General features: G+C 63.9%; 22 protein-coding genes. 10 read left to right on the forward strand and 12 right to left on the reverse strand.

What is annotated here, in order from left to right; genetic code table 11:
• Window positions 1-28: 28 nt before the first annotated feature.
• The 3 genes from L1277_RS06300 to L1277_RS06310 are packed head-to-tail and all read right to left on the reverse strand — an operon-like array spanning window position 29 to window position 3362.
• Window positions 29-1159, reverse strand: a complete 1131-nt coding sequence (locus L1277_RS06300) for an ABC transporter permease (RefSeq protein WP_253375514.1) — start codon at window positions 1157-1159, stop codon at window positions 29-31.
• Window positions 1156-2715 (reverse strand): sugar ABC transporter ATP-binding protein, encoded by a 1560-nt coding sequence (locus L1277_RS06305; RefSeq protein ID WP_253375515.1) that lies wholly within the window; start codon window positions 2713-2715, stop codon window positions 1156-1158. The genes L1277_RS06300 and L1277_RS06305 overlap by 4 nt, the downstream gene beginning before the upstream one ends.
• Window positions 2712-3362, reverse strand: coding sequence for a DUF2291 family protein (locus L1277_RS06310; RefSeq protein ID WP_253375516.1), 651 nt, complete (start codon window positions 3360-3362; stop codon window positions 2712-2714). Before L1277_RS06310 ends, L1277_RS06305 begins: the two co-directional genes overlap by 4 nt.
• A 241-nt stretch (window positions 3363-3603) precedes the next feature.
• On the opposite strand from L1277_RS06310, the gene L1277_RS06315 reads away from it, so the two are divergent.
• Complete coding sequence (locus L1277_RS06315; protein WP_253375517.1) at window positions 3604-4509, forward strand: SMP-30/gluconolactonase/LRE family protein; 906 nt, start codon at window positions 3604-3606, stop codon at window positions 4507-4509.
• Window positions 4510-4680: 171 nt separating this feature from the next.
• Here the strand turns inward: L1277_RS06315 and L1277_RS06320 are convergent, their stop codons facing one another.
• The 3 genes from L1277_RS06320 to L1277_RS06330 form a co-directional block, all read right to left on the reverse strand.
• Window positions 4681-5316: a hypothetical protein gene (locus tag L1277_RS06320; protein ID WP_253375518.1), complete on the reverse strand. Its 636-nt coding sequence runs from the start codon at window positions 5314-5316 to the stop codon at window positions 4681-4683.
• Between the two features lie 144 nt (window positions 5317-5460).
• A complete protein-coding gene (locus L1277_RS06325) occupies window positions 5461-6084 on the reverse strand; it encodes a DNA-binding response regulator (RefSeq protein WP_253375519.1) in 624 nt (207 codons plus the stop codon).
• Entirely contained in the window at window positions 6081-7277 is a 1197-nt protein-coding gene (locus L1277_RS06330) for a sensor histidine kinase (protein ID WP_253375520.1), read from the reverse strand. The genes L1277_RS06325 and L1277_RS06330 overlap by 4 nt, the downstream gene beginning before the upstream one ends.
• Window positions 7278-7456: 179 nt before the next feature.
• Between L1277_RS06330 and L1277_RS06335 the strand changes: the two genes are divergently transcribed.
• The 3 genes from L1277_RS06335 to L1277_RS06345 are packed head-to-tail and all read left to right on the forward strand — an operon-like array spanning window position 7457 to window position 10386.
• The gene (locus tag L1277_RS06335; protein ID WP_253375521.1) at window positions 7457-7930 is read left to right on the forward strand and encodes a hypothetical protein; all 474 of its coding nucleotides are present in this window, start codon (window positions 7457-7459) and stop codon (window positions 7928-7930) included.
• A 32-nt stretch (window positions 7931-7962) separates the two neighbouring features.
• A complete protein-coding gene (locus L1277_RS06340) occupies window positions 7963-8640 on the forward strand; it encodes an HAD-IA family hydrolase (protein ID WP_253375522.1) in 678 nt (225 codons plus the stop codon).
• Between the two features lie 48 nt (window positions 8641-8688).
• On the forward strand, window positions 8689-10386 hold the full coding sequence (locus tag L1277_RS06345; RefSeq protein WP_253375523.1) for a BCCT family transporter: 1698 nt from the start codon (window positions 8689-8691) through the stop codon (window positions 10384-10386).
• 6 nt (window positions 10387-10392) lie between these two features.
• On the opposite strand, the gene L1277_RS06350 is transcribed toward L1277_RS06345, so the two are convergent.
• Entirely contained in the window at window positions 10393-11565 is a 1173-nt protein-coding gene (locus L1277_RS06350; protein WP_253375524.1) for a GDSL-type esterase/lipase family protein, read from the reverse strand.
• 143 nt (window positions 11566-11708) lie between these two features.
• Complete coding sequence (locus L1277_RS06355) at window positions 11709-12566, reverse strand: LysR substrate-binding domain-containing protein (protein ID WP_253375525.1); 858 nt, start codon at window positions 12564-12566, stop codon at window positions 11709-11711.
• Window positions 12567-12756: 190 nt separating this feature from the next.
• Between L1277_RS06355 and L1277_RS06360 the strand changes: the two genes are divergently transcribed.
• Window positions 12757-14034, forward strand: a complete 1278-nt coding sequence (locus tag L1277_RS06360; RefSeq protein WP_256481530.1) for an MFS transporter — start codon at window positions 12757-12759, stop codon at window positions 14032-14034.
• Window positions 14035-14040: 6 nt separating this feature from the next.
• Here L1277_RS06360 and L1277_RS06365 read toward each other — a convergent pair whose 3' ends face one another.
• Window positions 14041-14850, reverse strand: a complete 810-nt coding sequence (locus tag L1277_RS06365) for a class II glutamine amidotransferase (RefSeq protein WP_253375527.1) — start codon at window positions 14848-14850, stop codon at window positions 14041-14043.
• 83 nt (window positions 14851-14933) lie between these two features.
• On the opposite strand from L1277_RS06365, the gene L1277_RS06370 reads away from it, so the two are divergent.
• The 3 genes from L1277_RS06370 to L1277_RS06380 all read left to right on the forward strand — a co-directional run bounded on the left by L1277_RS06370 (window position 14934) and on the right by L1277_RS06380 (window position 18437).
• A complete protein-coding gene (locus L1277_RS06370; RefSeq protein WP_253375528.1) occupies window positions 14934-16052 on the forward strand; it encodes a glutamate--cysteine ligase in 1119 nt (372 codons plus the stop codon).
• A gap of 326 nt (window positions 16053-16378) precedes the next feature.
• Entirely contained in the window at window positions 16379-17977 is a 1599-nt protein-coding gene (locus L1277_RS06375; protein ID WP_253375529.1) for an ABC-F family ATP-binding cassette domain-containing protein, read from the forward strand.
• 94 nt (window positions 17978-18071) lie between these two features.
• A complete protein-coding gene (locus tag L1277_RS06380; RefSeq protein ID WP_253375530.1) occupies window positions 18072-18437 on the forward strand; it encodes a hypothetical protein in 366 nt (121 codons plus the stop codon).
• Here the strand turns inward: L1277_RS06380 and L1277_RS06385 are convergent.
• From L1277_RS06385 to L1277_RS06395, 3 genes are read right to left on the reverse strand one after another with little or no spacing between them, the layout of a single operon-like run.
• Complete coding sequence (locus tag L1277_RS06385; protein WP_253375531.1) at window positions 18431-18787, reverse strand: iron chaperone; 357 nt, start codon at window positions 18785-18787, stop codon at window positions 18431-18433. The two genes, L1277_RS06380 and L1277_RS06385, sit on opposite strands and share 7 nt — an antisense overlap.
• A complete protein-coding gene (locus L1277_RS06390) occupies window positions 18780-19244 on the reverse strand; it encodes an SRPBCC domain-containing protein (protein WP_253375532.1) in 465 nt (154 codons plus the stop codon). Before L1277_RS06390 ends, L1277_RS06385 begins: the two co-directional genes overlap by 8 nt.
• Window positions 19237-19692, reverse strand: coding sequence for a metalloregulator ArsR/SmtB family transcription factor (locus L1277_RS06395; RefSeq protein ID WP_253375533.1), 456 nt, complete (start codon window positions 19690-19692; stop codon window positions 19237-19239). Before L1277_RS06395 ends, L1277_RS06390 begins: the two co-directional genes overlap by 8 nt.
• Window positions 19693-19725: 33 nt before the next feature.
• Here L1277_RS06395 and L1277_RS06400 point away from each other — a divergent pair, with 33 nt between their 5' ends.
• Window positions 19726-20253: an SRPBCC domain-containing protein gene (locus tag L1277_RS06400; protein ID WP_253375534.1), complete on the forward strand. Its 528-nt coding sequence runs from the start codon at window positions 19726-19728 to the stop codon at window positions 20251-20253.
• A gap of 125 nt (window positions 20254-20378) precedes the next feature.
• Window positions 20379-21509, forward strand: a complete 1131-nt coding sequence (locus L1277_RS06405) for a YihY/virulence factor BrkB family protein (RefSeq protein WP_253375535.1) — start codon at window positions 20379-20381, stop codon at window positions 21507-21509.
• The last annotated feature ends 71 nt before the right edge of the window (window positions 21510-21580 follow it).

The following is a 21580-nucleotide window of genomic DNA, read 5'->3' on the forward strand; positions in this document are numbered from 1 at the left end:
AGCACCGCGGAGGGGGGAGGGGGGAAATCTAGGACGTGCTTGGGGTCGTCGTCGGTTCGGAGTGACTGCTCGCTGCGAGCGCGGCGTTTTTCGACCGCTTGATTCGCTGCTGAGCCTGGTCGAGCATGACGGCCAGAATGATGACGGCGCCCTTGATAGCGATCTGCCAGAACGTGGAAACGCCAACGATGACGAGGCCGTCGCTGAGGAACCCGATCACGAAGGCACCGATGAGCACCCCTCGCACATTTCCTCGACCACCGGTCAGCGCCGCACCACCGATGACCACGGCCGCGATGGCATTGAGCTCGAAGGATTCGCCCAATTGAGGTGCCGCGCTCGTCAATTCGGACGAGATGATGAGGCCTGTGGTCGCGGCGCAGAAACCGCTGATCATGTAGACCCGAAGCTTCACGCGGCGGACCGGGACGCCCGACAGCTCGGCGGCTCGTTCATTACCGCCGGTGGAGTACACCCAGCGACCGAACGGCGTGTTCTTGAGGACAAAGGCCGCGACGAGCGCGAAGACAACCATGATCCAAATCGCGGTGGGGATACCAAAGAGGCGCCCGCCGCCGATGATTCCGAACCCGGTATTGCCCAGCTCCGGGTCGCCGCCCAGGCGCGGATAGGTTGAGCCGTTCGATATCAATAGAGCAGCACCGCGTGCGACGTACAACATGCCCAAGGTGGCGATGAATGGCGCAACGCTGAATTTTGTTACGAGCAGCCCGTTGACGTAACCCACCAGGGTGCCGACGGCCAAAGAGCAAAGCACAACCACCCACACCGGCGGGTAGATGACGACACCAAATGCATCGATCTGCCAGCCCTGAAGCAGGACACCGGCGATCACTCCCGACAGACCGACGGTCGACCCGACGGACAGGTCGATGCCGCCCTTGAGGATGACGAACAACATGCCGATAGCCAGGATGGCGTTGTAGGCGACGTGCTTCGTCATCGTCAGGAGGTTGTTGAAGGTGAGGAAGGAGTCCGACAGCAACGCGAAGATAATGATCAGCACGATCAACGCGATGAAGGCCCGGCCCTCAAGCAGGATGCCGAGGTAGTCGATCTCCCGCTTGGCGGTTCCGCCTTTGTCCCCTGGGCCTCGGCCGTTCGTTGACGGGCGGGCGCCCGTAGTCGTTGCAGTCACTTTCCGAGTCCATTCTCTGGTTCCGCAGCTTCAGTTGATTCACCGGAGGCGACCATGAGGCCCTCGCGGTCGGTGTGTTTAGGGTTGAACTCTCCGACGATGCGGCCTTTCGACAGCACGATCACCCGGTTCGAGACGCCGAGGGCCTCGCCGACCTCCGAGGTAGCGAAGAGCACCCCGAGCCCTCGTTTGGCTTCACGGGCCATGAGTCCGAAGATCTCTGCCTTCGCTCCGACGTCGATGCCGCGCGAGGGCTCGTCGAGGAGGATGACGTCCGGTTCGGTCATGAGGATTTTCGAGATCACGACCTTTTGCTGGTTTCCGCCGGAGAGCGAAGAAATCGCGGCTGTGGGCCCGGAGGTCTTCACTCGCACGTCCTTCACGGCCTTGTCGATGCTCGTTCGTTCCTGCCGTCGGTTGAGGACGATTCCCTTCACGAAGGCGAGGAGGTTGGCGAGCGACGCATTCTCTCCGACCGACATCGTCTGCACGAGCCCGTCGCGCTGTCGATCTTCGGGAACCAGCGCGAGGCCCAGTGCGATGCGCTCAGCGACCGATTCCTTCGAGAGCTTGCGTCCCTTGAGCCGGACTGTTCCGGACTGGATTGATGTGCGGCCGGCGAGCGCCTCGAGCAGTTCGGTTCGTCCCGCTCCCATCAAGCCATAGAGACAAACGATCTCACCGGCACGAACCTCCAGCGAGACCTCGTCGATCGCGAGGCGAGCGGGATTTGACGGGTCCGCGATGACGACGTTCTCAAGTGACAGTACGGGTTCACCGAACTCCTCAAGGAGGTCGGGTGAGAGGTCACCGACGTCGCGGCCCACCATGTTTGAAATCACCCAGCCGAGGTCGATTTCGTTGCGATCGCCGATGGCGACGAGGTCACCGTCTCGGAAAACGACGGCATGGTCGGCAATCTCCAGCGCTTCTTCAAGGTGGTGCGAGATGTAAACGATCGCGACGTTCTCAGCGGTGAGTTCGCGGATGAGCTTGAAGAGAACCTCGACCTCGCTGCCACTCAGGGCGGAGGTCGGCTCATCCATGATGAGCACCCGCGCATTGCCAGCGAGCGCTCGGGCGATCTCAACGATTTGTTGTTGTCCGAGGCGGAGATCGCCGACAAGGGTTTTGGGGTCGAGTCGCTCTTCCAGCCGTTCCATCAAACGCACGGTGGTCGCGTTCTCGGAGCTGTAGTCGATAAGTACCCCGCCGCGCGCCCTCTCGCGACCCATGTAGATGTTGTCGCGGACGTTGAGGTTAGGAGCGAGGCTCAGCTCTTGGTGGATGATGGCGATTCCGCGATCGGCTGCATCCACCGTATTGCGGAGTTGGAGCGGCTCACCGTCGAGTTCCAGCGTGCCCGATGTCGGTGTCTCGACACCGCTGAGAATCTTCATGAGCGTGGACTTGCCCGCGCCGTTCTCACCGAAGAGGACTGTGACGGTGCCCTTGCGGATGGAGAAGTCGACGCCTTTGAGGGCTCGCGTCGCACCGTACGTCTTCGTGATCCCAATGGCGCGCATCACCACATCGTCGGTTGTGGCCTCGGTCACTGTGTGACCTCAAACTCCACCGGTACAACGGAGACGAGCGCGGGATTCACCCGGGTAAACGCTCCGGTGACCGTGATGGTCTTTCCTTCGAGAGTCGCCGGGTCCACGTCTGACAGCACCTGGTCCTTGACCAGGGTGTTGAACTCGGTGGCGACTTCCTGGAATTCGAGCTGGTTGGTGAAGTCATTGAACTTTACGGTGCCGGTCGCGTCACGAATGGCTGTCCCATTGATCGCTGGGCCGATCTGCACTTGAACAACGGTGCCCTCGGGTAGTCCCTCGATCGTGACGGGCAGAATCGAACCATTTGGGGCTCCAGCGATTCCAGTCAGAGTGACCGGGAAGGAGTACGCGCTCGACGATCCCGCCGAGTTGCCGAAGTCGGCCTCCTCCGCCCCGCCCGCGAGGTCGGTCAGAAGTGTGACCAGATCGACGGCGTTGTCCGTGATCGCCGGAACGATGTCGTCCTCGAAGTGCTCAGCCGCGTAGTCCTTGGGTTCGAACGCGCCGGCCTGGGATGCTTCGGCCGCCTGCTCCACCGAGAGCACCTTGGTGCTGGCGATCGCCGTTCCGACCACGACGAGTGCGATGACAGCTCCCGCGAGTCGAACGTAAAGACGGCGTCGAGGGGGTGGTGACAGGGACATCTACCGCTCCTTTGCGGGTTGGGCCCGTCCAACCGCGAAGCGAGACGGGTCTCGCATCGGTCGGGCGGTGCGTTCGGTCGATTACTCGACGGGCGTGCCCATCCTGTACCACGGGCACGCTTTGGTCAACCGGTTTGTCACTTTTGCTCGTAACGATTCGTTACCGACCGAACCAAACGACCCACAGGAAGGCCTGTTGCCCATCCCGGGACGAAGTCGGCGGGCTTGCTAGATTGAACCCATGCCGGACCTCATCGACGATGCCAACAGCGACTCTGGCGCCCTCCTCACGGGCGGACTCGAGAAGCTCTGGACCGGCGGTGAATGGCTCGAAGGGCCACTCTGGCTGCCCCACTCGCAGTCGGTGCGGTTCAGCGACATCCCGAACAACCGCATCCTCGAGTTTGATCGCGAGAGCGGCGAGACCCAAGTTCACCGCACCGACGTCGAGTACACCAACGGCCGCATTCTCGATCTCGACGGCCGTGTCGTGCAGTGCAGCCACGGCCGCCGGGCGATGGAACGCGAAGTTGACGGCGTCGTTGAGGTGCTTGTCGATCGGTGGACAGGCGGACGTTTCAACTCCCCGAATGACGTGGTTGTGGCATCCGATTCGACAATTTGGTTCACCGATCCGCCCTACGGAATCCAGCCGAGTGGGCGCGAAGGGCACCCGGGTGAGCAGGAATACGGCGGATGTTTCGTCTTTCGCCTCGATGAGGCCAGTGGCGTCGCCACTCCGGTGATCACCGACATGGTGCACCCCAACGGGCTCGCGTTCTCGCCCGACGAGTCCCTTCTCTATGTCGCCGACACCGGCGGTGATGAGGTTCGGCACATCCGCGTGTACGACGTGGCGACCGGCGAGGGCCGTGAGTTCGTGCGCACCGCTGGCACCCCCGACGGTTTCCGCGTCGACACGGCCGGTCGCGTCTGGACCTCGTCGTCAAAAGCCGTCGAGGTCTTCGCGCCTACTGGCGAGCTACTGCTGACCCTCCCCGTTCCCGAGGTCGTGTCGAACGTCTGCTTCGGCGGCCCCAATGGCACCGAGCTTTACCTCACTGCATCGACGAGCCTCTATCGCATTTCGACAACGGTGACGGATGCCACGTGGCGGCGAGCCCCACGTGGCGAGCGTGCAGTCTGAGATACGGAATTCGGCGCCGGATACGGTTGAAGGACTCGCTGGCACCCGTGTCTCGGCATTGTTTCCTTATCTCAGACAAGTGAGGCGGAGCGCGGCGAACCTTTAGGCCGGGCACCGCTTCACGGAGGTGCACGCGAGCCTGGCTGACCTGGTCGCTGCCGAGCCGGTGCGTTAGTCGAGCGAACCCGCGACCCGAGAAGCACCAGCATGGGTCGCGGGTTCGGTCACTGCCACGGCGATCGGTGACCGTGCCAGCGGTATGGAGCAGGCCCACGCCAGCACGGCGAGAAGCGAGACGATCAGAATGCCGACCCAGACCACGCGCGCGGTGAAGGGGATGCCGATGAGCACCGAGGCGATCGCCCCGGCGGCGAAAAACGCCACCGCGAGCACTCCACACACGATCCGAGCCCACCGGCGGCGGCCAGCCAGCGCATAACCCCCAGCCATGCCGACGAGCGGTACGGCGAGGGCACCCCCTCCGATTCCGGTGGTGAGCAGCGCCCACAGTTGGCCCGGCAGCGAGAGCGTCGCCAGCGGAAAGGCCAGTGGCGCCAGAATCAGAGCGGTGCTCGAGCGATTGCTGCGCCGGCGCACCTCGGCCCAACCCAGGAGCCCCCCGGCCACGAGCCCTGGCAGCAAAATGCCGACGAAGGTTTCGAGCCACGAGACGCTCGTTGCGAAGCCCGCGATCTCGACCATGAACCCCCGAAGGCTCGCAGCCCACGCCAACCCGCCCACCGCGCCGATGAGGATCGGACTTCGTGCAATCCCGCCGCCAACAACGGGCACTGTCGTCGCAACCATGAGCGTTCCCTTCTCCGAAGACCCGCACTGTCTTCTCGCGGTACGTCACGCGCCCGTGGGAATACGCATATCGAAGCACTCAGCGGTGCGTGCCACAAGTGGGTTGGTCGCTTTTCCGCCGAAACGGGAGAGGCCGAGTGCGGGCTAAATCCAGCCCTGCTGCCAGGCGATCTCGGCGGCCTCGTGCCGGGACCGCGCATCGAGCTTGGTCATCGCCGACGAGAGGTAGTTGCGCACGGTTCCTGCCGCGAGGTGCAACCGGTCGGCGATCTCCTGCACGCTCATCGTCGACCGGCTGAACCTCAACGCGTCAAGCTCGCGGTCGGTGAGCGGGCAACGCTCGGCCGTCAACGCGGTCGCCGCGATCTCCGGATCGATGTACCGCTTCCCGGCCACCACGTCCCGAATGACATCGGCGAGCTCCTCGGCCGGCGTCGACTTCGGGACAAACCCCGACACGCGAGCTGCGAGCGCCCGCCGCAACACACCCGGCCGGGCATGCCGGGTCACGATCACCACCTTGGTCGCCACCGTGGAAAGGATCCGCGCCGCCGCCTCGATTCCATCGGCACCCGGCATCTCGAGGTCGAGCAGGCACACATCCGGCTTCGTCGCGAGCGCCTGCTCGGCGGCGGCTACACCGTTGTCGACGCTCGCCACCACCTCGATATCGGGCTCAAGGTTCAGCAGCGCACTGAGCGCACCGCGAATGAGATGTTCATCGTCAGCGATTAACAAACGGATGTGACGGGGCTCGGTCGTGGTCATCCCTCGCTCCGTCCAGGTACTCGCGCTCGCAGAACGAAGTGGCCGTCGCGGGAGCCGGTCTCGAGGGTGCCGTTCACGGCAGCCACCCGGTCACGGAGACCGGCGAGACCGCTCGAGGTGGCGCGCGCCGACGCATCCGCTATCGAATTCGGTTCATTGTTTTCGATCTCGAGGGTGCTGACACCGGCGGCGGTTTCCAGTCGGATGGCGGCCGTGCTGGCCGAACTGTGCCGGAGGATGTTGGTGGTCGCCTCGCGAACGACGAGGGCGAGCACGCGTCGCACCTCGGGATTCGTGGGCATGGCGCCGACTTGCAGCTCGCAGTCGGCGCCGGCGGCAGTGAGTACCTCGCGAGCGTTCTCCAGCTCGGCGCCGAGGTCGACCTCACGCAGGCCGGCGACGAGTGAGCGGGTCTCCTCGAGCGCCTGCTTGGCGATCAGCCGGGTCTCGTGCACGTGTTCGCGGGCGGCATCGGGGTCGATCGCGAGCATGCGCTCGGCGAGCTCACTCTTGAGCGCGATCACCTGGAGGTGGTGGCCCTGAATGTCGTGCAGGTCACTGGCGAAGCGCAGCCGCTCCTGGGCAACGGCGAGTTCGGCGGCGACCGAGCGGTGCTTGTCGAGGGTCACGACGATTTCCCACCACCACAGGCTCGAGAGCACCATAAACGGCAGGCACAGGCCGTAGGTGAGCAGGAGCCATGCGCGGCCAGCGGCCTCGACGTCGAACGCGTTGTCGAATCCGACTGAAGCCCAGATCGGGTGCACAATCGTGACAGCGGCGCCAATGAGAATGAGCGTCCAGCGCTGGGCCTTCGGCAACAGCGGAGCCATTGCGTTGACGGCCATCCAGAGTGGGATCGCGGCGAACAAACCGGCACCACCGGCGAACAGACCAAGCACCCAGGCGACCAGCGCAGGAACGACGAGCGCCACCGTCCATGCGGTGCGTGGCATCCCGCCGCCTCGACCAACGCGCAGGAAGAAGCAATAGCGCACGTGAACCGCGGCCGACACGAGGATCAGGGCGACGAGCGCGGCATCGAGTAGCGACCGTGAGGACGAGTAGTTCGCCAGCGCGGTGAGCAGCAGAATCGCGTCGAGCACAACAAAGAAGAAAACGATCGCGCCCAGCGTGTACAACCAGGTGGTCTGCACACTGCGCGCCTGATCTGGCCGGTGGACCGCGGTCACGACGGTCGTTTCGAGCAAGTTCGGTGGTGCATGCCTCCCAGCGTAGAGCAGTGACATTTGTCACGATTTGACGTGCAGAAGCACAGCGGATGCCATGACTCGGCGACACTACAACGTCACGTTCATCCTCGGAAGGATGGAGTTCTCCCGCTCTCCAGCACCACTCGAAAGGCACTCCCATGATTGACACACTGCGCGACTTCACCTCTTCCCTTCCCGACGTTCTGCAGTGGGTTGGCGTGATCCTGGCCGCGGCTATCCCGTTTGTGGAGTCCTACTTCGGTTCGGTCATCGGCATCCTGGCCGGCATCCACCCGGCGGTGGCCATCGTCGCCGCGATCGTCGGCAACGTCGTGTCGATGCTCATTTTCGTGCTGAGCGCCCACGGCGTGCGCTCGAAGGTGCGTGAGGGTAAGGCGGTCAAGCCCGAGACGCCCCGCCGCGCGAAACTGCGCGAACGGTTCGACCGGTACGGCGTCGCCGGCGTGAGTCTGCTCGGCCAGACCCTGCTGCCCAGCCAGATCACCTCGGCCGCCATGGTGTCGTTCGGTGCGTCGAAGAACGCGGTCATCCTTTGGCAGACCATCTCGATCATCATCTGGGGCACGGCGTTCGGCGTGTTTGCGGCGCTCGGGGTGTCGGTCCTTCGCTGACCCGGCGTCGTGGCCGACGGATAAGGTGAAGCATGAGCGTTGCGGTCAGGGCCATCCTCTTCGACATCGACGGGACCCTGGTCGACTCAACGCCCGCCGTCGAGCGAACCTGGCGAATCTGGTCCGACCGGTACGGGATTGACCCCGACGCCGTGCTCGCCGTCTGCCACGGCCGCCGGTCCGAAGACACGGTCGGGGACCTCATCCCGACTGAGCCCCGCGCTCAGGCGGTGCGTGATCTCGACGAGATCGAGTTAGGCGACCTTGACGACGTGATCGCCCTGCCCGGTGCACCTGATTTGCTGGCGTCGCTGCCGCAGGAGCGCTGGGCGGCCGTCACGTCGGGCGGGCGGCAACTCATGACGGCACGGCTGAGAGCGGCCGGTCTCCCGATTCCCACGGTCTTCGTGACGGCCGGCGACGTGACGGTCGGCAAGCCCGATCCCGAGGGTTACCTGCTGGCCGCACGGGCCTTGGGCTTCACCCCGTCTGACTGCCTCGTGGTCGAGGACGCTCCGGCCGGGGCAGCTGCGGGCCGCAGGGCGGGCGCGCGCGTGCTCGGTCTCGAGACGAGCCATCGCCTGAGTGAACTTGGACACCTTGACCTGGCGGCAGCGGACCTCTCAGCTGTGTCCGTATCTCGCAACGGTGACCTGCTTCAGGTCGATGTCCGGCACCGAGGTCCCGCGCGTTTTAGCACATTGCGCTAAGCCACGCCGCCCCTTTCGGCAGCCATGGGCGCGTCTTAGGCTGGCCGCATGTCCAGTTCCACCGCTCCAACCAGCACGCCGAGCAAAACGCCCGAAGTCGCCCGGTGGGTGTTCTGGCCCGCCGCGATCGTTGTGCTCCTCTTCGTCGCGTTTGCCATCATCTTCCCGGACGCTGCCGAGTCGCTTTTCGCAGGAATCCAAGCGGGCATCGTCAGCAACTTCAACTGGTACTACGTTCTGATCGCCGCGTTCTTCGTCATCTTCAGCCTGTGGGTCGGGTTCAGCCGGTTCGGAGACATCAAGCTTGGCAAGGACGACGACGAACCCGAGTTCTCGCTTGGCTCCTGGTTTTCTCTTCTGTTCGCGGCCGGGATGGGCATCGGCCTGGTCTTCTATGGTGTGGGGGAGCCGCTCAGCCACTTCGCCAACCCGCGACCCGGTGTTGAAGGGACCCCGAGTCAACTAGCTCAACAGGCGCTGTCACAGACCTACTTGCACTGGGGCGTTCATGCCTGGGCGATCTATGTCGTTGTCGGTTTGGCGCTCGCCTACGCGATCCACCGGCGCGGCCGGCCGGTCTCCATTCGTTGGACGCTCGAGCCGCTACTCGGCAAGCGAGTGCGGGGCGGCTGGGGCAACCTCATCGACGTGGTCGCGCTCGTCGGCACGCTGTTCGGCGTTGCCACCTCGCTTGGCCTCGGGGTCGTGCAGATCAGCGCTGGTTTGGAGAGCGCCGGGATCATCGAGGCATCCGAGTTCCTGAATATCGTTCTGATCCTGATCATCACGGGAGCTGTGCTCTTCTCGGTGCTGTCGGGGGTAGCCAAGGGTATGAAGTGGCTCTCGAACATTAATCTCGTGCTGGCCGGGATGATTGTGCTGTTCATTCTCATCGTGGGACCCAGCCAGTTCCTGTTGCGCGACTTCGTGCAATCGATCGGTGCCTACCTCCAAAGCTTCATCGGCCTCTCGTTCAATACCGGTGCATTCAGCGGTGAGGCTGGCGAGACGTGGCAGGCAACATGGACCACGTTCTACTGGGGCTGGTGGATCTCGTGGGCACCCTTCGTTGGCATCTTCATCGCACGCATCTCCCGCGGTCGCACGGTGCGGCAATTCGTCACAGGTGTCCTGCTCGTGCCGACGCTCATTACCTTCCTCTGGTTCAGCGTGCTGGGTGGAACGGCGCTCTACTCGCAGGTCAACGGACCGGGTGGACTCGTCGCCGACGATGGATCAGTGAACGTCGAGGGTGCGCTGTTTGCCATGCTCGAGCAGTTGCCAGCGGGTTCCGTCCTCACGGTCGGCGCGATTCTCCTCATCGCCGTGTTCTTTGTCACGTCGGCGGACTCCGGGTCCCTCGTTATGAGCATGATCGCTAGTGGCGGACAAGTTGAGCCCAAACGCTGGATCCGCGCGTTCTTTGCCTGCGTCACCTCCGCCCTTGCAATCGCTCTGCTTCTCGCTGGCGGTCTTCAGGCTCTACAAACGGCGGCGATCATTATTGCTCTGCCATTCAGCGTCATCATGCTTCTCATGTGCTGGGCGACAACTATCGCCTTCGGCCGAGAACATCGGGCCTATGAGAAGGCTCGGCGAGCCGCTTTTGTGGACCGCATCGGCTCGCACTACGGACTGGAAACCGATGAGACGGATGAGTCGGTCATGCCAGCGGGGCGAATGGCGATCTTCCGGCGGCGTCGCCCTAAATCCAACTCGGGTGAGCAGCCCACCGAGGTCTTTTAGGCCCGCTCAGGACAGTGAGCGGGCCCGGGCAGCGAGCCGGCCAACGAGGTTGCCGAGCGTCGCGGCTGCGTCGCTTGACTGGCCAACGAAGCGTCGTGCGATCAGGTTGTGCCCGGCCTGGTCCGGGTGCACGTTGTCGGTGAGGTGCGAAGCATCTCCCGGACCAAAGAGGGAGAGTCCGTCGACCACGTCGAGCATGTCGTCCTGTCGGGCGGCCGCCACTTCGGCGACCAGTTCCCGAGTGTCGGATAGAGTCAGCGATCCACGTTCGGTTGACGCCGCCCACAGTTCGGGCATGATCTCGTGCATGGGACCCGTTGCGTGCTCAACGATCGGGCAGGCAAACGCGGTAATGAGGGCGATCGGCGTATCGGGCTGACCGTCTCGAATCAGGTCGAGGAAGTTGTGCAGCGCCGGGATAAAGGTCCGTCGAGTCATTGCATCATCGGTAACGATATCCAGCCCGACCTTGATCGTGATGAGGTCGGCTGGGCGCTCGGCGATGACGCGGGCAACAAACGGATCCAGCATGGCGTTGCCCGCGAAGGAGAGGTTCGTCAGGTCCCAGCCCAATTGGCGAGAGGCCTCGACCGGCCAGGGGCCAATAGCGTTGTCGGCGACCCATCCGTGACTGATGGCGCTGCCGTAGTGAGCCCAGCGCACGGCGTCGGTCGGAGCAGTCGCCCGCACCGGAGCATCCGCTGCTCCACCGTGGATCGTCACCGATGCGGCCTGGGGGAGCCAGACGGTGATCTCTCGTTCGCGGGTGCCGTCCCCACCGAGATTCAGCAGGACCAAAGAAGGCCCCCCGGGCAGGGTCGTGGACATTTTGTCATCCGTCGTGACAATGACGGTTCCCTCGTCCGCCTCAACGTGCCCGACGATTTGCCCGTCGACCTCGCACATGACGGATGCCGCTTGTGCGGGGCGCTGTCCTCGAATGGCCGTCCGGGCGAAGGTGATGTCGAGGCCGAGCACGGTCGCGGCGGTCACCAACCGAAGCGACACGCCTGAGGTGTGGCTCGCCATGCGCTCAATGTCAGAATCCGCGTGCTGTGAACGCGTCCACGAGGGAAGGCGGTGCAGGCTGAAGCCGCCAACGACCGGTTCGATCTCGAGGGCCCCGCGAACCGAATTCGCGAGCACGTCGAGATCAATGAGTATGGTTTCGGCCGACATCCGATCCTCCGGGCAGGTGTGGGGTGGGGGAGCCTGCGCCGTCAAAATAGGGGGTAAAAGCGCGAGCCCGAAGAGAAGGATACCGGCGAAAACGATGGGTGGACTGTCGGACCTGAAACTCTCTCAGCACTCGACCAGACAGTTCACGCCTCGCGGCGCACTCCCCGGCTCATGATGGACGACATGAGAGCCTGCACGGGCTCTTTCGCGGCAGACGGATTCGCCATCAACACATAGTCGACATCCCCGAGTTCGGGCAGCGAGAAGCGATTACTCACCTTGACCAGGTCCGAGGGAATGAGGGAGTGCGGAAAGGCAGCGACCCCAATTCCCGCCCGCACCGCGGCCAGCATGCCGTTGACGTCACGGGTGTTGCAGGTGATCCGCCAGGTTCGCCCGGCTGCCTCCAGCGCGTCGATCGCGACCTGTCGGCTGAGGCTTGGCGCCTGGTAGGCGATGAGCGGAACCGGGCTATCCTCACCGAGAGTCAGCGTGTCTTGCGCCATCCACACCAGGGTGTCTTTAGCCACACGGGTGCTCGCGGTCGCCTCGCCGGCGGTCTGCTTGATGAAGATCAGGTCGAGGTGCCCGGCCTCAAGTCGCCGCCGCAATGGGCCGCTTTGGTTGACGGTCAACTCAAGGTTGATTTCGGGGTAGAGCTGCCGAAACTGTCGCAGCATCTTCGGTAACTGGGTGATGGCGAGGTCGTCGGCCGCGCCGAAACGCAGCCGCCCCTTCATGGCCGAGCCGTTGAAATAGCTCTCGGCTGCCGCGTGCGCGGCGAGGATGGTGCGGGCGAATCCGGCCATCGCATCGCCGTTGTCGGTGAGTCGCACCTCGCGGGTATCCCGCACCAGCAACATCCGGCCCGCAGCTTTCTCGAGCTTGTTCATCTGCTGGCTCACCGTCGGCTGGCTGATGCCGAGCCGCAGTGCCGCGTTCGTGAAACTGTGCGTTTCCGCGACGACAAGAAATGTCTTCAGCAGTACAGGGTCGTACACTTGCGACCTTCCTGAACGGTCCGACGCCGGCGTCGGTATTCGGATTACCAATGGCACTAATTCTAGGCATTGAGGGACCGAATGGAGGTGCTTTCTCTAACGTGATAAATGGCATCCGCTTTCCAACGTTCCAGGAGATTTTGTGGCTTCGGCGCACTCACCCGCATTCCCACCCACCGAACCCCTCTCCATGCACACCGGTCGCCTGCCCTGGCGCAAGACCTTCATTGCGCTCAGCGTGCCGAACTTCCGGTTGTGGACGGCCGGCAACCTGCTCGCGATGACCGCCGGCTGGACCCAGCGCATCGCCCAGGACTGGCTTGTCCTGCAGCTCACCGGCAGCCCGACGGCTGTCGGCATCACGGTGGCCATGCAGTTCGCACCGATGCTCTTTTTCGGTCTGTTTGGCGGCGTGATCGTCGATCGATACAGCAAGCGGATGCTCATGGTCATCACGCAATCGTTGTTTGCTGTCCTCAGCATCGGGCTCGCCGTGCTCACCTTGCTTGAGGTCGTCGAAGCGTGGCATGTGTTCGCTATTGCCTTCGCCACCGGTCTCGTCACGGTCATTGACAATCCGGCACGGCAAGTGATCGTCACGGAGCTCGTCGGGCAGCGCAATCTCCGCAACGCGATCAGCATCAACTCATCGGTCTTCCAACTGGCCGGCATGATCGGGCCGGCCATCGCCGGAGCACTGCTCTTGAGCGTGGGTGCCGGGCCGGCGTTCGTCATCAACGGTGTGGCCTGCGTTGTCGTGATCGGCATGCTCGGCCTCCTGCGCGCCGACCAGATGAGCCGGGTGGCACCGTCCCCGCGCGCCAAGGGGCAGCTGAAAGAGGGGCTCGCCTACGCCGTGGCGAAGCCCACCATCATCTACCCGGTCATCCTCATCGCCGTGTTCGCGGTCTTCGGGCTGACCATGCCCGTGCTCCTCGCGAGCTACGCCGACGACGTGTTCGACGTGGGGCCAGGCGGATATGGGCTCTTCAACTCGATGGTCGCGGTCGGCGCATTGACCGGGGCGCTGTTGTCCACCCGTCGGGCGTCGATTCGGTTGCGCACAATCGTGATCTGCGTGGGCGCCACCGGACTGCTGCAGGCCGCTGCCGGCCTCATGCCGTCGATCGCGCTGTTCGCCGCGTGCCTCGTCACCGTCGGCGTGGCTTCCCTGCTCTTCCTCACCGCGTCAAACTCGCTCGTGCAAATGTCGAGCAACATTGGCATTCGCGGTCGGGTGATGTCGCTCTACGTCCTCGTGCTGCTCGGCGGGCAGGCCATTGGTGGTCCACTCATGGGCGTGATCATCGAACAGTTCGGTGCACACGCCGGCATGGTGGTCTCCGGCGGTGTGCCGGCGCTCGCCGCGGCAATCGTTGCGGTCGTCCTTGCCCGGCGAGGTCAGTTGCGGTTGCAGGTGCAGCGCGGCCGGTTCGGCCCAGCCGTGCGTATTGCTCCGCGGCGCTAGCGAGACTCAGTTGCCCGGGCCCACCGGGAGCAGGTCGAGCCGGGTCACCTGTCGTGTCTCCAGGTCCACCATCGCAGCGGAATCGGGCGGAACGTGGGTCCACCCAGGTTCGTCGAGTCCACTCGAAATCACGTGGACCGCGTCGGGAGTGATGCGGTAGTCCATGGCGTAGTACTCGGTTGCATGCCGGGTTGGCATCTCCTCAGGAAACGCATACAACGCGCTGAGCGCGGTGGGCGGCGACGCGGCAAGGCTGTTGATGTGTATTGCGAACGTCGTGCTCGGGGTCAGCAATAAGGCGTTGAGGCTCGCCTCCGGGAACTCCTTCATGAGGATACGCAGCGCCCGAGTGACACCGCTGGCCTCCGACTCAGCTTCCTCGATGCACTGCAGGACGAACCGAAAATATCGCTCGCTGTCGGTCGCTCCTCTCAGCTTTGCCGTCGACTCCGGCGTCAACAGGGCTTCGAGCTGTGGGATGGGCGCGATATTGCCGTTGTGGGCGAACGCGTAATTGCCGTCGGTGAACGGATGCGTGTTCTCCGGTGCCACCGCAAGTCCTCCTGTGGCCCAGCGCAAGTGCACCAGGCCGGCCGTTCCCAGTGGTTGCCGCGTTACCTCGGCGTACTGAGAGTCCCGGGCGGCTGATTCCGGGCTGGACACGGCATGCGTCGTGCCGTCTGCGTCGTGCCACGCCGCACCCCAGCCGTCGCCGTGCAGAGTGGCCAAAGAGGTGAAGGTGTCGAAGGCGGGTTCACCAAGGACATCGACCGGTGCGAGTGGGCGGGCGGCGACGTATCCGAGCAATCGGCACATGGGCAGTGTCCCCTTTCTTCGATGCTCCAGCATTCCCCACTCTGGCTCTGGTGGCAACGGGTGGCGACTGCGACACTGGAGCCATGCGCACGGTGGGGGTCGAAGAAGAGCTCTTGCTGGTCGATCCACAGAGCGGCACGACCCGCTCGGTCGCGACCAGGATTCTCAGGATCGCTGCGGGGGCGCCTGCGACCGCGCTGCCCGGGCATCTTGGGGGGTCCATCGCGCACGAGGTGCAGCAGCAAATGTTGGAAACGAATACAGCTCCGCACGCCGACCTTCGAGAGTTGGCCGATGACATCCGTCAGTGTCGTGATCGGGCGGTCGTGGCCGCCCGGGGAGTGGGTGCACGCGTTATCGCGTCAGGATCGTCGCCGCTCAAAGCGGAGCCGCGCCTGTTTCGCGACCCGCGGTATGAACGGATCGCTGACGTCTTCGGAACAACGGCGAGTGAGCAGCTCACCTGCGCCTGTCACGTGCACGTCGCCGTGGAGTCCGACGACGAGGGTGTCGCGGTCATCGACCGCATCCGCTGCTGGCTCCCGGTGCTCATTGCCCTGAGCGCGAACTCTCCGTTCTGGCACGGTCGTGACTCCCACTACGCGAGCTTCCGGTCACAGGCGATTCTTCGCTGGCCGACCGCGGGACCGACCGATGTGTTCGGATCCGCAGAGCGCTACCACGCGATCGTCGCAGCAATGCTCGAGTCCGGCGTCATGCTCGATAAGGGCATGGTCTACTTCGATGCGCGGTTGTCGCACCATGTCCCGACGGTCGAGATTCGGGTGGCCGATGTTTGTGTGGACGCCTCGCACACCGTGCTTCTCGCCGCTTTGGCTCGGGGACTCGTCGAGATGACGGCTCGCTCCTGGCGCGCTGGCGAGACTCCGCCACCGGTGACCGCGTCGATGCTGCGCCTGGCCAGTTGGCAAGCGGGGCGTTACGGCGTGACGGGGAACCTTCTCGATCCGTTCAGCCTCGTGCCGCGCCCGGTGGCGGACGTCGTCGGTGAACTCCATGAGTTCGTGCGCCCGGCGCTCGTCGATACGGGTGACGACGAGCTCGTTGAGCGGGGGATCGCGGCTGTGCTCGCCCGTGGGAATGGTGCCGTGCGGCAGCGGGCGGTTTTCGCGCGTACCGGTTCGCTGCCCGACGTGGTGGCCGACCTTGCCCGCGTCACCTCGGGCCAGGATGCGTTGTAGTGATGCCGTTGCTCGGTCGGTATGGGTCGTTCGTGCTTCGGGTTGTGGTTGCTCGGCCGGTAAGGGTCAAGAAAACCGGAAAAACGTCGCCAAACATGACGGAGCAGAGCCGAGTCGCCGTTTCTGGCCGAGCAGGCCATAGGCATCCGTTCTCTTGCCAAACCCGACATCGCCGTGGAACACTAAGGCGTTCTTGTTTCCCAGTGTGAGGATCACTCCGGTGAAGTTCTTCGACGGTTTCGCGCCGCAATCCGCGCGCTGACACTCGTCGATTGCCGTTTCCCGGCTCCGGTGTTCAGTGCGACCACTGAAACCTCGGGAGATGCATGTCTACGCTCAAGAACTCAACTATCACCCTGTCTGACGTTGGCCTGACGTGGCCTGACGGATCGGACGTTCTCACCGGCATCACCGGAACCTTCGGCGCCGGGCGCACCGGCCTTGTTGGTGTTAATGGCTCCGGCAAGTCCACGCTGCTGCGCCTCATTGCCGGCCAGCTCTCGCCAACGGCCGGGCGAATCTCCACGGCCGGGGATGTCGACTACCTGCCTCAAACGCTCACGCTCGATGTCGGCATGACGGTCGCTGGCTTGCTCGGCATCGCCTCCAAAGTCGACGCGCTCCGCGCTATCGAGGCTGGTGACGTGTCGGAGGAGCGATTCGACGCGCTCGGTGACGATTGGGACATCGAAACCGACGCCGCCGAGGCGCTGCGGTCCATCGGAATGGGTGCAATTGGCCTCGACCGCAGTGTCGCCGAGCTGTCGGGGGGTGAAGCGATGCTTGTCGCGATAGCGGGAATCCGGCTCCGCCGAGCACCGATTACGCTCCTCGACGAGCCAACCAACAACCTCTCCCGGCAGGCGAGGGCGCAACTCGCCACCCTTGTGCGCGGCTGGCCGGGCACCCTTGTCGTGGTCAGCCATGACACCGCTCTGCTCGAGCTCATGGACGATACGGCCGAGCTGCACGGCGGTGAGCTCAGCATCTTCGGTGGTCCGTACTCGGAGTGGAAGAACGCACTTGATGTCGAGCAGCACGCCGCCGTTCAGGCCGCGCGCACCGCCGCACAGGTTGTGAAAACCGAGAAGCGGCAGCGCATCGAAGCCGAGGTCACACTCGCCGGTCGCGCGAGGACGGCGAGGAAAAACCGGGAGAACAAACGCGCGGCGCCCATCGTCATGAACGGGTGGGCGTCGAGCGCGCAGGTGTCGGCGGGCAAGTTGCGTTCTGAGGGCGAGGCGAAGGTACTCAGCGCCCAGGCCGCGCTCGACAGCGCCGACGCTCGGGTTCGTGACGATGCCCACATCGTCGTCGACCTGCCTGACCCCGATGTGTCGAATGCCCGTCGCATTGCAGAACTCGTCGGCACCAACCGCTCGTTCACGGTGCAGGGGCCCGAACGGATCGCGCTCGTCGGTCCGAACGGCGTCGGGAAGACGACGCTGCTCGAGAACCTGCTCGCTAACACGCCCGATCACCACGGTCGTGCTTCCGGCACCCTGCTGACCGACCGTGTCGGGTACCTGCCACAGCGCCTCGATGGCCTCGACGACGACGCATCCGTGCTCGAGAACGTGCAGGCGGTCGCCTCCACCGTGCCGGTTGGTACCATCCGCAACCGGCTTGCCCGCTTCCTCATCCGCGGCGCGACCGTTGAGCGGCCGGTGGGCACACTCTCTGGTGGTGAGCGGTTCCGTGTCGCTCTGGCGCGGCTGCTTCTCAGCGACCCGCCGCCGCAATTGCTCATTCTCGATGAACCCACGAACAATCTCGACCTTTCGAGTGTTGAGCAGCTGGTCGACGCCCTTCGGGCCTACCGTGGGGCCCTGCTTGTGGTGAGCCACGATGCCGCGTTCCTCGAGCGGCTCGGCCTCACTCGCACCCTTTACCTCGACGCCGAAGGAGGCCTGACCGAGCAGTAGCCGCCGCATCGAGCGCGATGTCGGAGGGGCGACCTATACCTGAACTGTGCCGGATGACCTATCCATTTTCCTGGAGGACATCATGAAGGTACTTGTGGCACCACCCGTCATCGAACAGCCCGACGGCTCCATTAATTCATTAGCCATCGAAGGCGAACTGGTGCTCGACCCCGGCCCCTGTTCATGCGATGTCGACGACTGCATCGGCAGTTTCTCCTTCGTCGGTGCGGCCTCCGGGCGGCTGACTACGCAAGCGGTCGTGGCAGATCTGCCCTCCCTCGACCTCAATGAGTTTCGAACGATCGTGATGAGCGGATGCTGTCGCGAATGCGCGCGTGACGGTTACGCCGAACAGATGGTGCGTGATTCCCGTTACACGGCCAACCGGTGGCCGGTAGGTTCGATGATTGGCCGTCGCGACGGCTACGCGTTCCTGCAGGAGCGCGGCACCGGTTACTGAGCCGATGCCCGCCGTCCGGCGATGGCGGCTGAGATCCGTTCGATGAGGTCGAGGGGAACGGGGTCGTTCCACGAGAACGTCACCGAGTCTTTCTCGGTGCGGTGTGGGGCGACCTCGCTCTCCAGTGGTTCGTCGAAACGGGGCACCGGGTAGAGGCCGATGTGCTTTTTCCAGCCGGCAAAGTGGATGGCGTAGCGTCCGCCAAGCATGATCGCCGGCATGCCGTAGCGGATCTTCTCCTCGGCGTTGGGCACACCACGGTGAACGGCTTCGCGAATGCCCTGAAGCATTGCTCGGCGGTCGGACGGGAAGTCCGCGAGGTACTCGTCAACAGTTCCCGGGCTAGCCATGGTGTGCTCGGAGGAACGCGTCGATGCGGGCGAACGCGCCGACCCACACGTCCGATGAGAAGAAGTCGCGCATCTCGGCGGTGGGGAAGCCGCTCTGCACGACAGTGACGAGGCAATTGTCGCCCTGCGCCTCGAAGGTGAGCTCGATACGGGTGGTCATGCTCTGGCCGTCCGGGCTGCTTCCCGTCGACTCGGTGACCAGTCGGTGGGGCCGGTCAATCTCGAGGAAGGTTTGGGTCTCGCGGAAGAGAGTGTCGGCATCAGGCCCCCACGTCGCCGTCTGCGTTCCGCCAACCCGGAGGTCGACGGTGATTTCGACGATTCCCGGGCTCTCCTCGAGAATGCTGAACCAAGTCTTCTGCTTCTCGGCGTCGGTGTACGCGTCAAAGACCTCATCGGGTGTTGCGGGCAGCAGACGCGTGATTCGAAGCGCCGTTGCGTCGGTGGTGTCACTCATTTTCTCTTCCTTTCTGCAGTGTGAAGAAGGCGTCCAGGCCGTCAAGGCGACGCTCCCAGAGCCGTTGATAGAAACTGATCCAGGTCATGGCGTCGTCCAGCCGCTCGGTTCCGAGGCGCACCTGTCGGCTCCGCCCCACTTTCTCGGTCACAACCAGTCCGGCGTTCTCGAGAACGAGAACGTGCTTTTTCATCCCGGTGAGTGTCATGCCCGCAGGCTCTGCCAGTTCTCCAATCGTCGCCGGTCCGTCGCCGAGTCGTGTCAGCACGGAGCGCCGCGTGGCATCGGACAGGGCCGAGAATGTTTGATCGAGAATCGCTTCATGAACCATATGGTTCACTTTACGACAGTGAACCATAAAGTTCAATGTTTTTTCGGTGAAGCACGACCGAGCTTTTCGGGCAAAGGGTTGACGCGTCTGGCTCGCCACGGTTGCGTGAGAAGACACGGCACGGCCGTTCAACGCAGCAGGAGGATATCGATGAGCACCAGCTATGAACTTCACCGTGGATTCACCTTGCTGCGAACCTTCCCGGTTCCGCACGAAGTGGCTTTTCGGGCGTGGACCGACCCCGATCACCTCGGCTGGTTCTTCAACCCCGACCAGCCGACGCCGTCCGAGCCGATCGACGTCGATCTTCGAGTCGGCGGGGCCTGGCGCCAGCGAATGGTTCTCGACGAGTCGTCCAGCTATGTCACTGGAGGCATCTACCGTGAGATCTCACCCGGCGAAAAGCTCGTCTTCTCCTGGGGCGCTGTCGGCGGCTGGCCGGAACTCGACATGCACCATCTCGACGACGTGCCCCTCATCACTGTGCTCTTCGATGCGACGGACGCCGCCGAGGCGCGGGGCGACGCACGTCCAGCGACCGACCTCATCTTCACTCTCGCCTTTCCCGACCACCTCACGCCCGCGCAGGTGCGCGCATGGGAAGAGGTGGGTATTGAAGAGAACTGGGGAATCACGCTCGACCGACTCGGGGCCGCGCTCACCCGAACCCCTGGATAGGACGTGACGGGGACGCTGCACTATAACTTTGCCCGGAGCATCCGTCGAGCCTCTGGTTCCTTCTAAATTGCTCAGCGAACCTTGAATTGCCGGCGGTGAAAGCCGCCGATTCGAAGGGGCAACGAATGAGTACCGAAGCGCAGCAAGGCCGTGAAGACAGCGTCGCGAAGGGGCGTCACGCTCCTCATCCGGACGACTCCCGCAAACCGGACGACCCGACCGACGTCAAGAAACCGTCGTGGGGCTATGTTCTTAAACGCACGATTCGCGAGTTCGGCCGCGACAAGTGCACGACGCTCGCCGCAGCGCTCACCTACTACGCCGTGCTCGCGATCTTCCCGGCACTGTTGGCCTTGATCTCGCTCGTCGGTCTCTTCGGTGAGGCCAAGGAGACGACGAATCTGCTGCTGCAGATCATCGAGAGTGCAGGTTCGAAGTCGACCGCGGAAACACTGCGAGGTCCGATTGAACAACTCGCGACCGCGCCGGGTGCTGGGTTCGCGTTTGTCATTGGTCTCGTCGGTGCGATCTGGACGGCTTCCGGCTACGTCAACGCGTTCAGCCAGGCGATGAACCGCATTTACGAGGTCGACGAGGGCCGTCCGTTCTGGAAGCTACGCCCGGTGGTGCTGCTGATTACGGTGGTGCTGCTCATCATCGCGGTGCTGATCGTGCTGCTGCTCATCGTGTCTGGTCCAATCGCGGAAGCGATCGGTGGCGCCATCGGCCTCGGCGAGGTCGCCGTTACCGTCTGGAACGTTGCGAAGTGGCCGGTGATCCTGGTCCTCGCGATCCTGATGGTGGCGATTCTCTACTACGGGACGCCGAACGTGAAGCAGCCGAAGTTCCGCTGGATGACCATGGGTGCGTTCATCGCGCTGCTGGTGATGGCCATCGCAACGGTGGCGTTCTTCTTCTACATCGCCAACTTCTCGAACTACCAGCGGACGTACGGCAGCATCGCGGGTGTCATCATCATGCTGCTGTGGATCTGGCTGATGAACCTCTCACTTCTCTTCGGCGCCGAGTTCGACGCCGAAATGGAGCGCGGTCGCCAGTTGCAGGGTGGGATTGAGGCGGAGGACGCGATTCAGCTTCCGCCGCGCGATACGAAGGCGAGTGAGAAGAAGCAACAGAAGGAGCAGGACGACATTGCGAGTGGTCGCAAACTCCGCGAGACGGAAGGTGAATCTCAGGACACATCGCGGCCGTCGTCGCGAGCCGAGTCGCGATCGCGGTCTGACCGGAGTTCCTAGGTTTTAGATGATCGATGGCCCCGTCCCACTGAGGACGGGGTCATCGTCTCGTCTGGCGGTGCTTCGCCGGT

It is taken from the genome of Okibacterium sp. HSC-33S16 (assembly GCF_024171565.1).
GTDB lineage: Bacteria > Actinomycetota > Actinomycetes > Actinomycetales > Microbacteriaceae > Mycetocola_A.

Excerpts from the sequence above, each read along its gene's own strand:
- L1277_RS06345 (WP_253375523.1), top strand. The coding sequence starts at position 8,689 with ATGTCCAGTTCCACCGCTCCAACCAGCACGCCGAGCAAAACGCCCGAA.
- L1277_RS06365 (WP_253375527.1), bottom strand. The coding sequence starts at position 14,850 with ATGTGCCGATTGCTCGGATACGTCGCCGCCCGCCCACTCGCACCGGTC.
- L1277_RS06405 (WP_253375535.1), top strand. The coding sequence starts at position 20,379 with ATGAGTACCGAAGCGCAGCAAGGCCGTGAAGACAGCGTCGCGAAGGGG.
- L1277_RS06375 (WP_253375529.1), top strand. The coding sequence starts at position 16,379 with ATGTCTACGCTCAAGAACTCAACTATCACCCTGTCTGACGTTGGCCTG.
- L1277_RS06335 (WP_253375521.1), top strand. The coding sequence starts at position 7,457 with ATGATTGACACACTGCGCGACTTCACCTCTTCCCTTCCCGACGTTCTG.
- L1277_RS06390 (WP_253375532.1), bottom strand. The coding sequence starts at position 19,244 with ATGAGTGACACCACCGACGCAACGGCGCTTCGAATCACGCGTCTGCTG.
- L1277_RS06385 (WP_253375531.1), bottom strand. The coding sequence starts at position 18,787 with ATGGCTAGCCCGGGAACTGTTGACGAGTACCTCGCGGACTTCCCGTCC.
- L1277_RS06350 (WP_253375524.1), bottom strand. The coding sequence starts at position 11,565 with ATGTCGGCCGAAACCATACTCATTGATCTCGACGTGCTCGCGAATTCG.
- L1277_RS06360 (WP_256481530.1), top strand. The coding sequence starts at position 12,757 with ATGCACACCGGTCGCCTGCCCTGGCGCAAGACCTTCATTGCGCTCAGC.
- L1277_RS06320 (WP_253375518.1), bottom strand. The coding sequence starts at position 5,316 with ATGGTTGCGACGACAGTGCCCGTTGTTGGCGGCGGGATTGCACGAAGT.
- L1277_RS06340 (WP_253375522.1), top strand. The coding sequence starts at position 7,963 with ATGAGCGTTGCGGTCAGGGCCATCCTCTTCGACATCGACGGGACCCTG.
- L1277_RS06310 (WP_253375516.1), bottom strand. The coding sequence starts at position 3,362 with ATGTCCCTGTCACCACCCCCTCGACGCCGTCTTTACGTTCGACTCGCG.
- L1277_RS06370 (WP_253375528.1), top strand. The coding sequence starts at position 14,934 with ATGCGCACGGTGGGGGTCGAAGAAGAGCTCTTGCTGGTCGATCCACAG.
- L1277_RS06325 (WP_253375519.1), bottom strand. The coding sequence starts at position 6,084 with ATGACCACGACCGAGCCCCGTCACATCCGTTTGTTAATCGCTGACGAT.
- L1277_RS06315 (WP_253375517.1), top strand. The coding sequence starts at position 3,604 with ATGCCGGACCTCATCGACGATGCCAACAGCGACTCTGGCGCCCTCCTC.
- L1277_RS06400 (WP_253375534.1), top strand. The coding sequence starts at position 19,726 with ATGAGCACCAGCTATGAACTTCACCGTGGATTCACCTTGCTGCGAACC.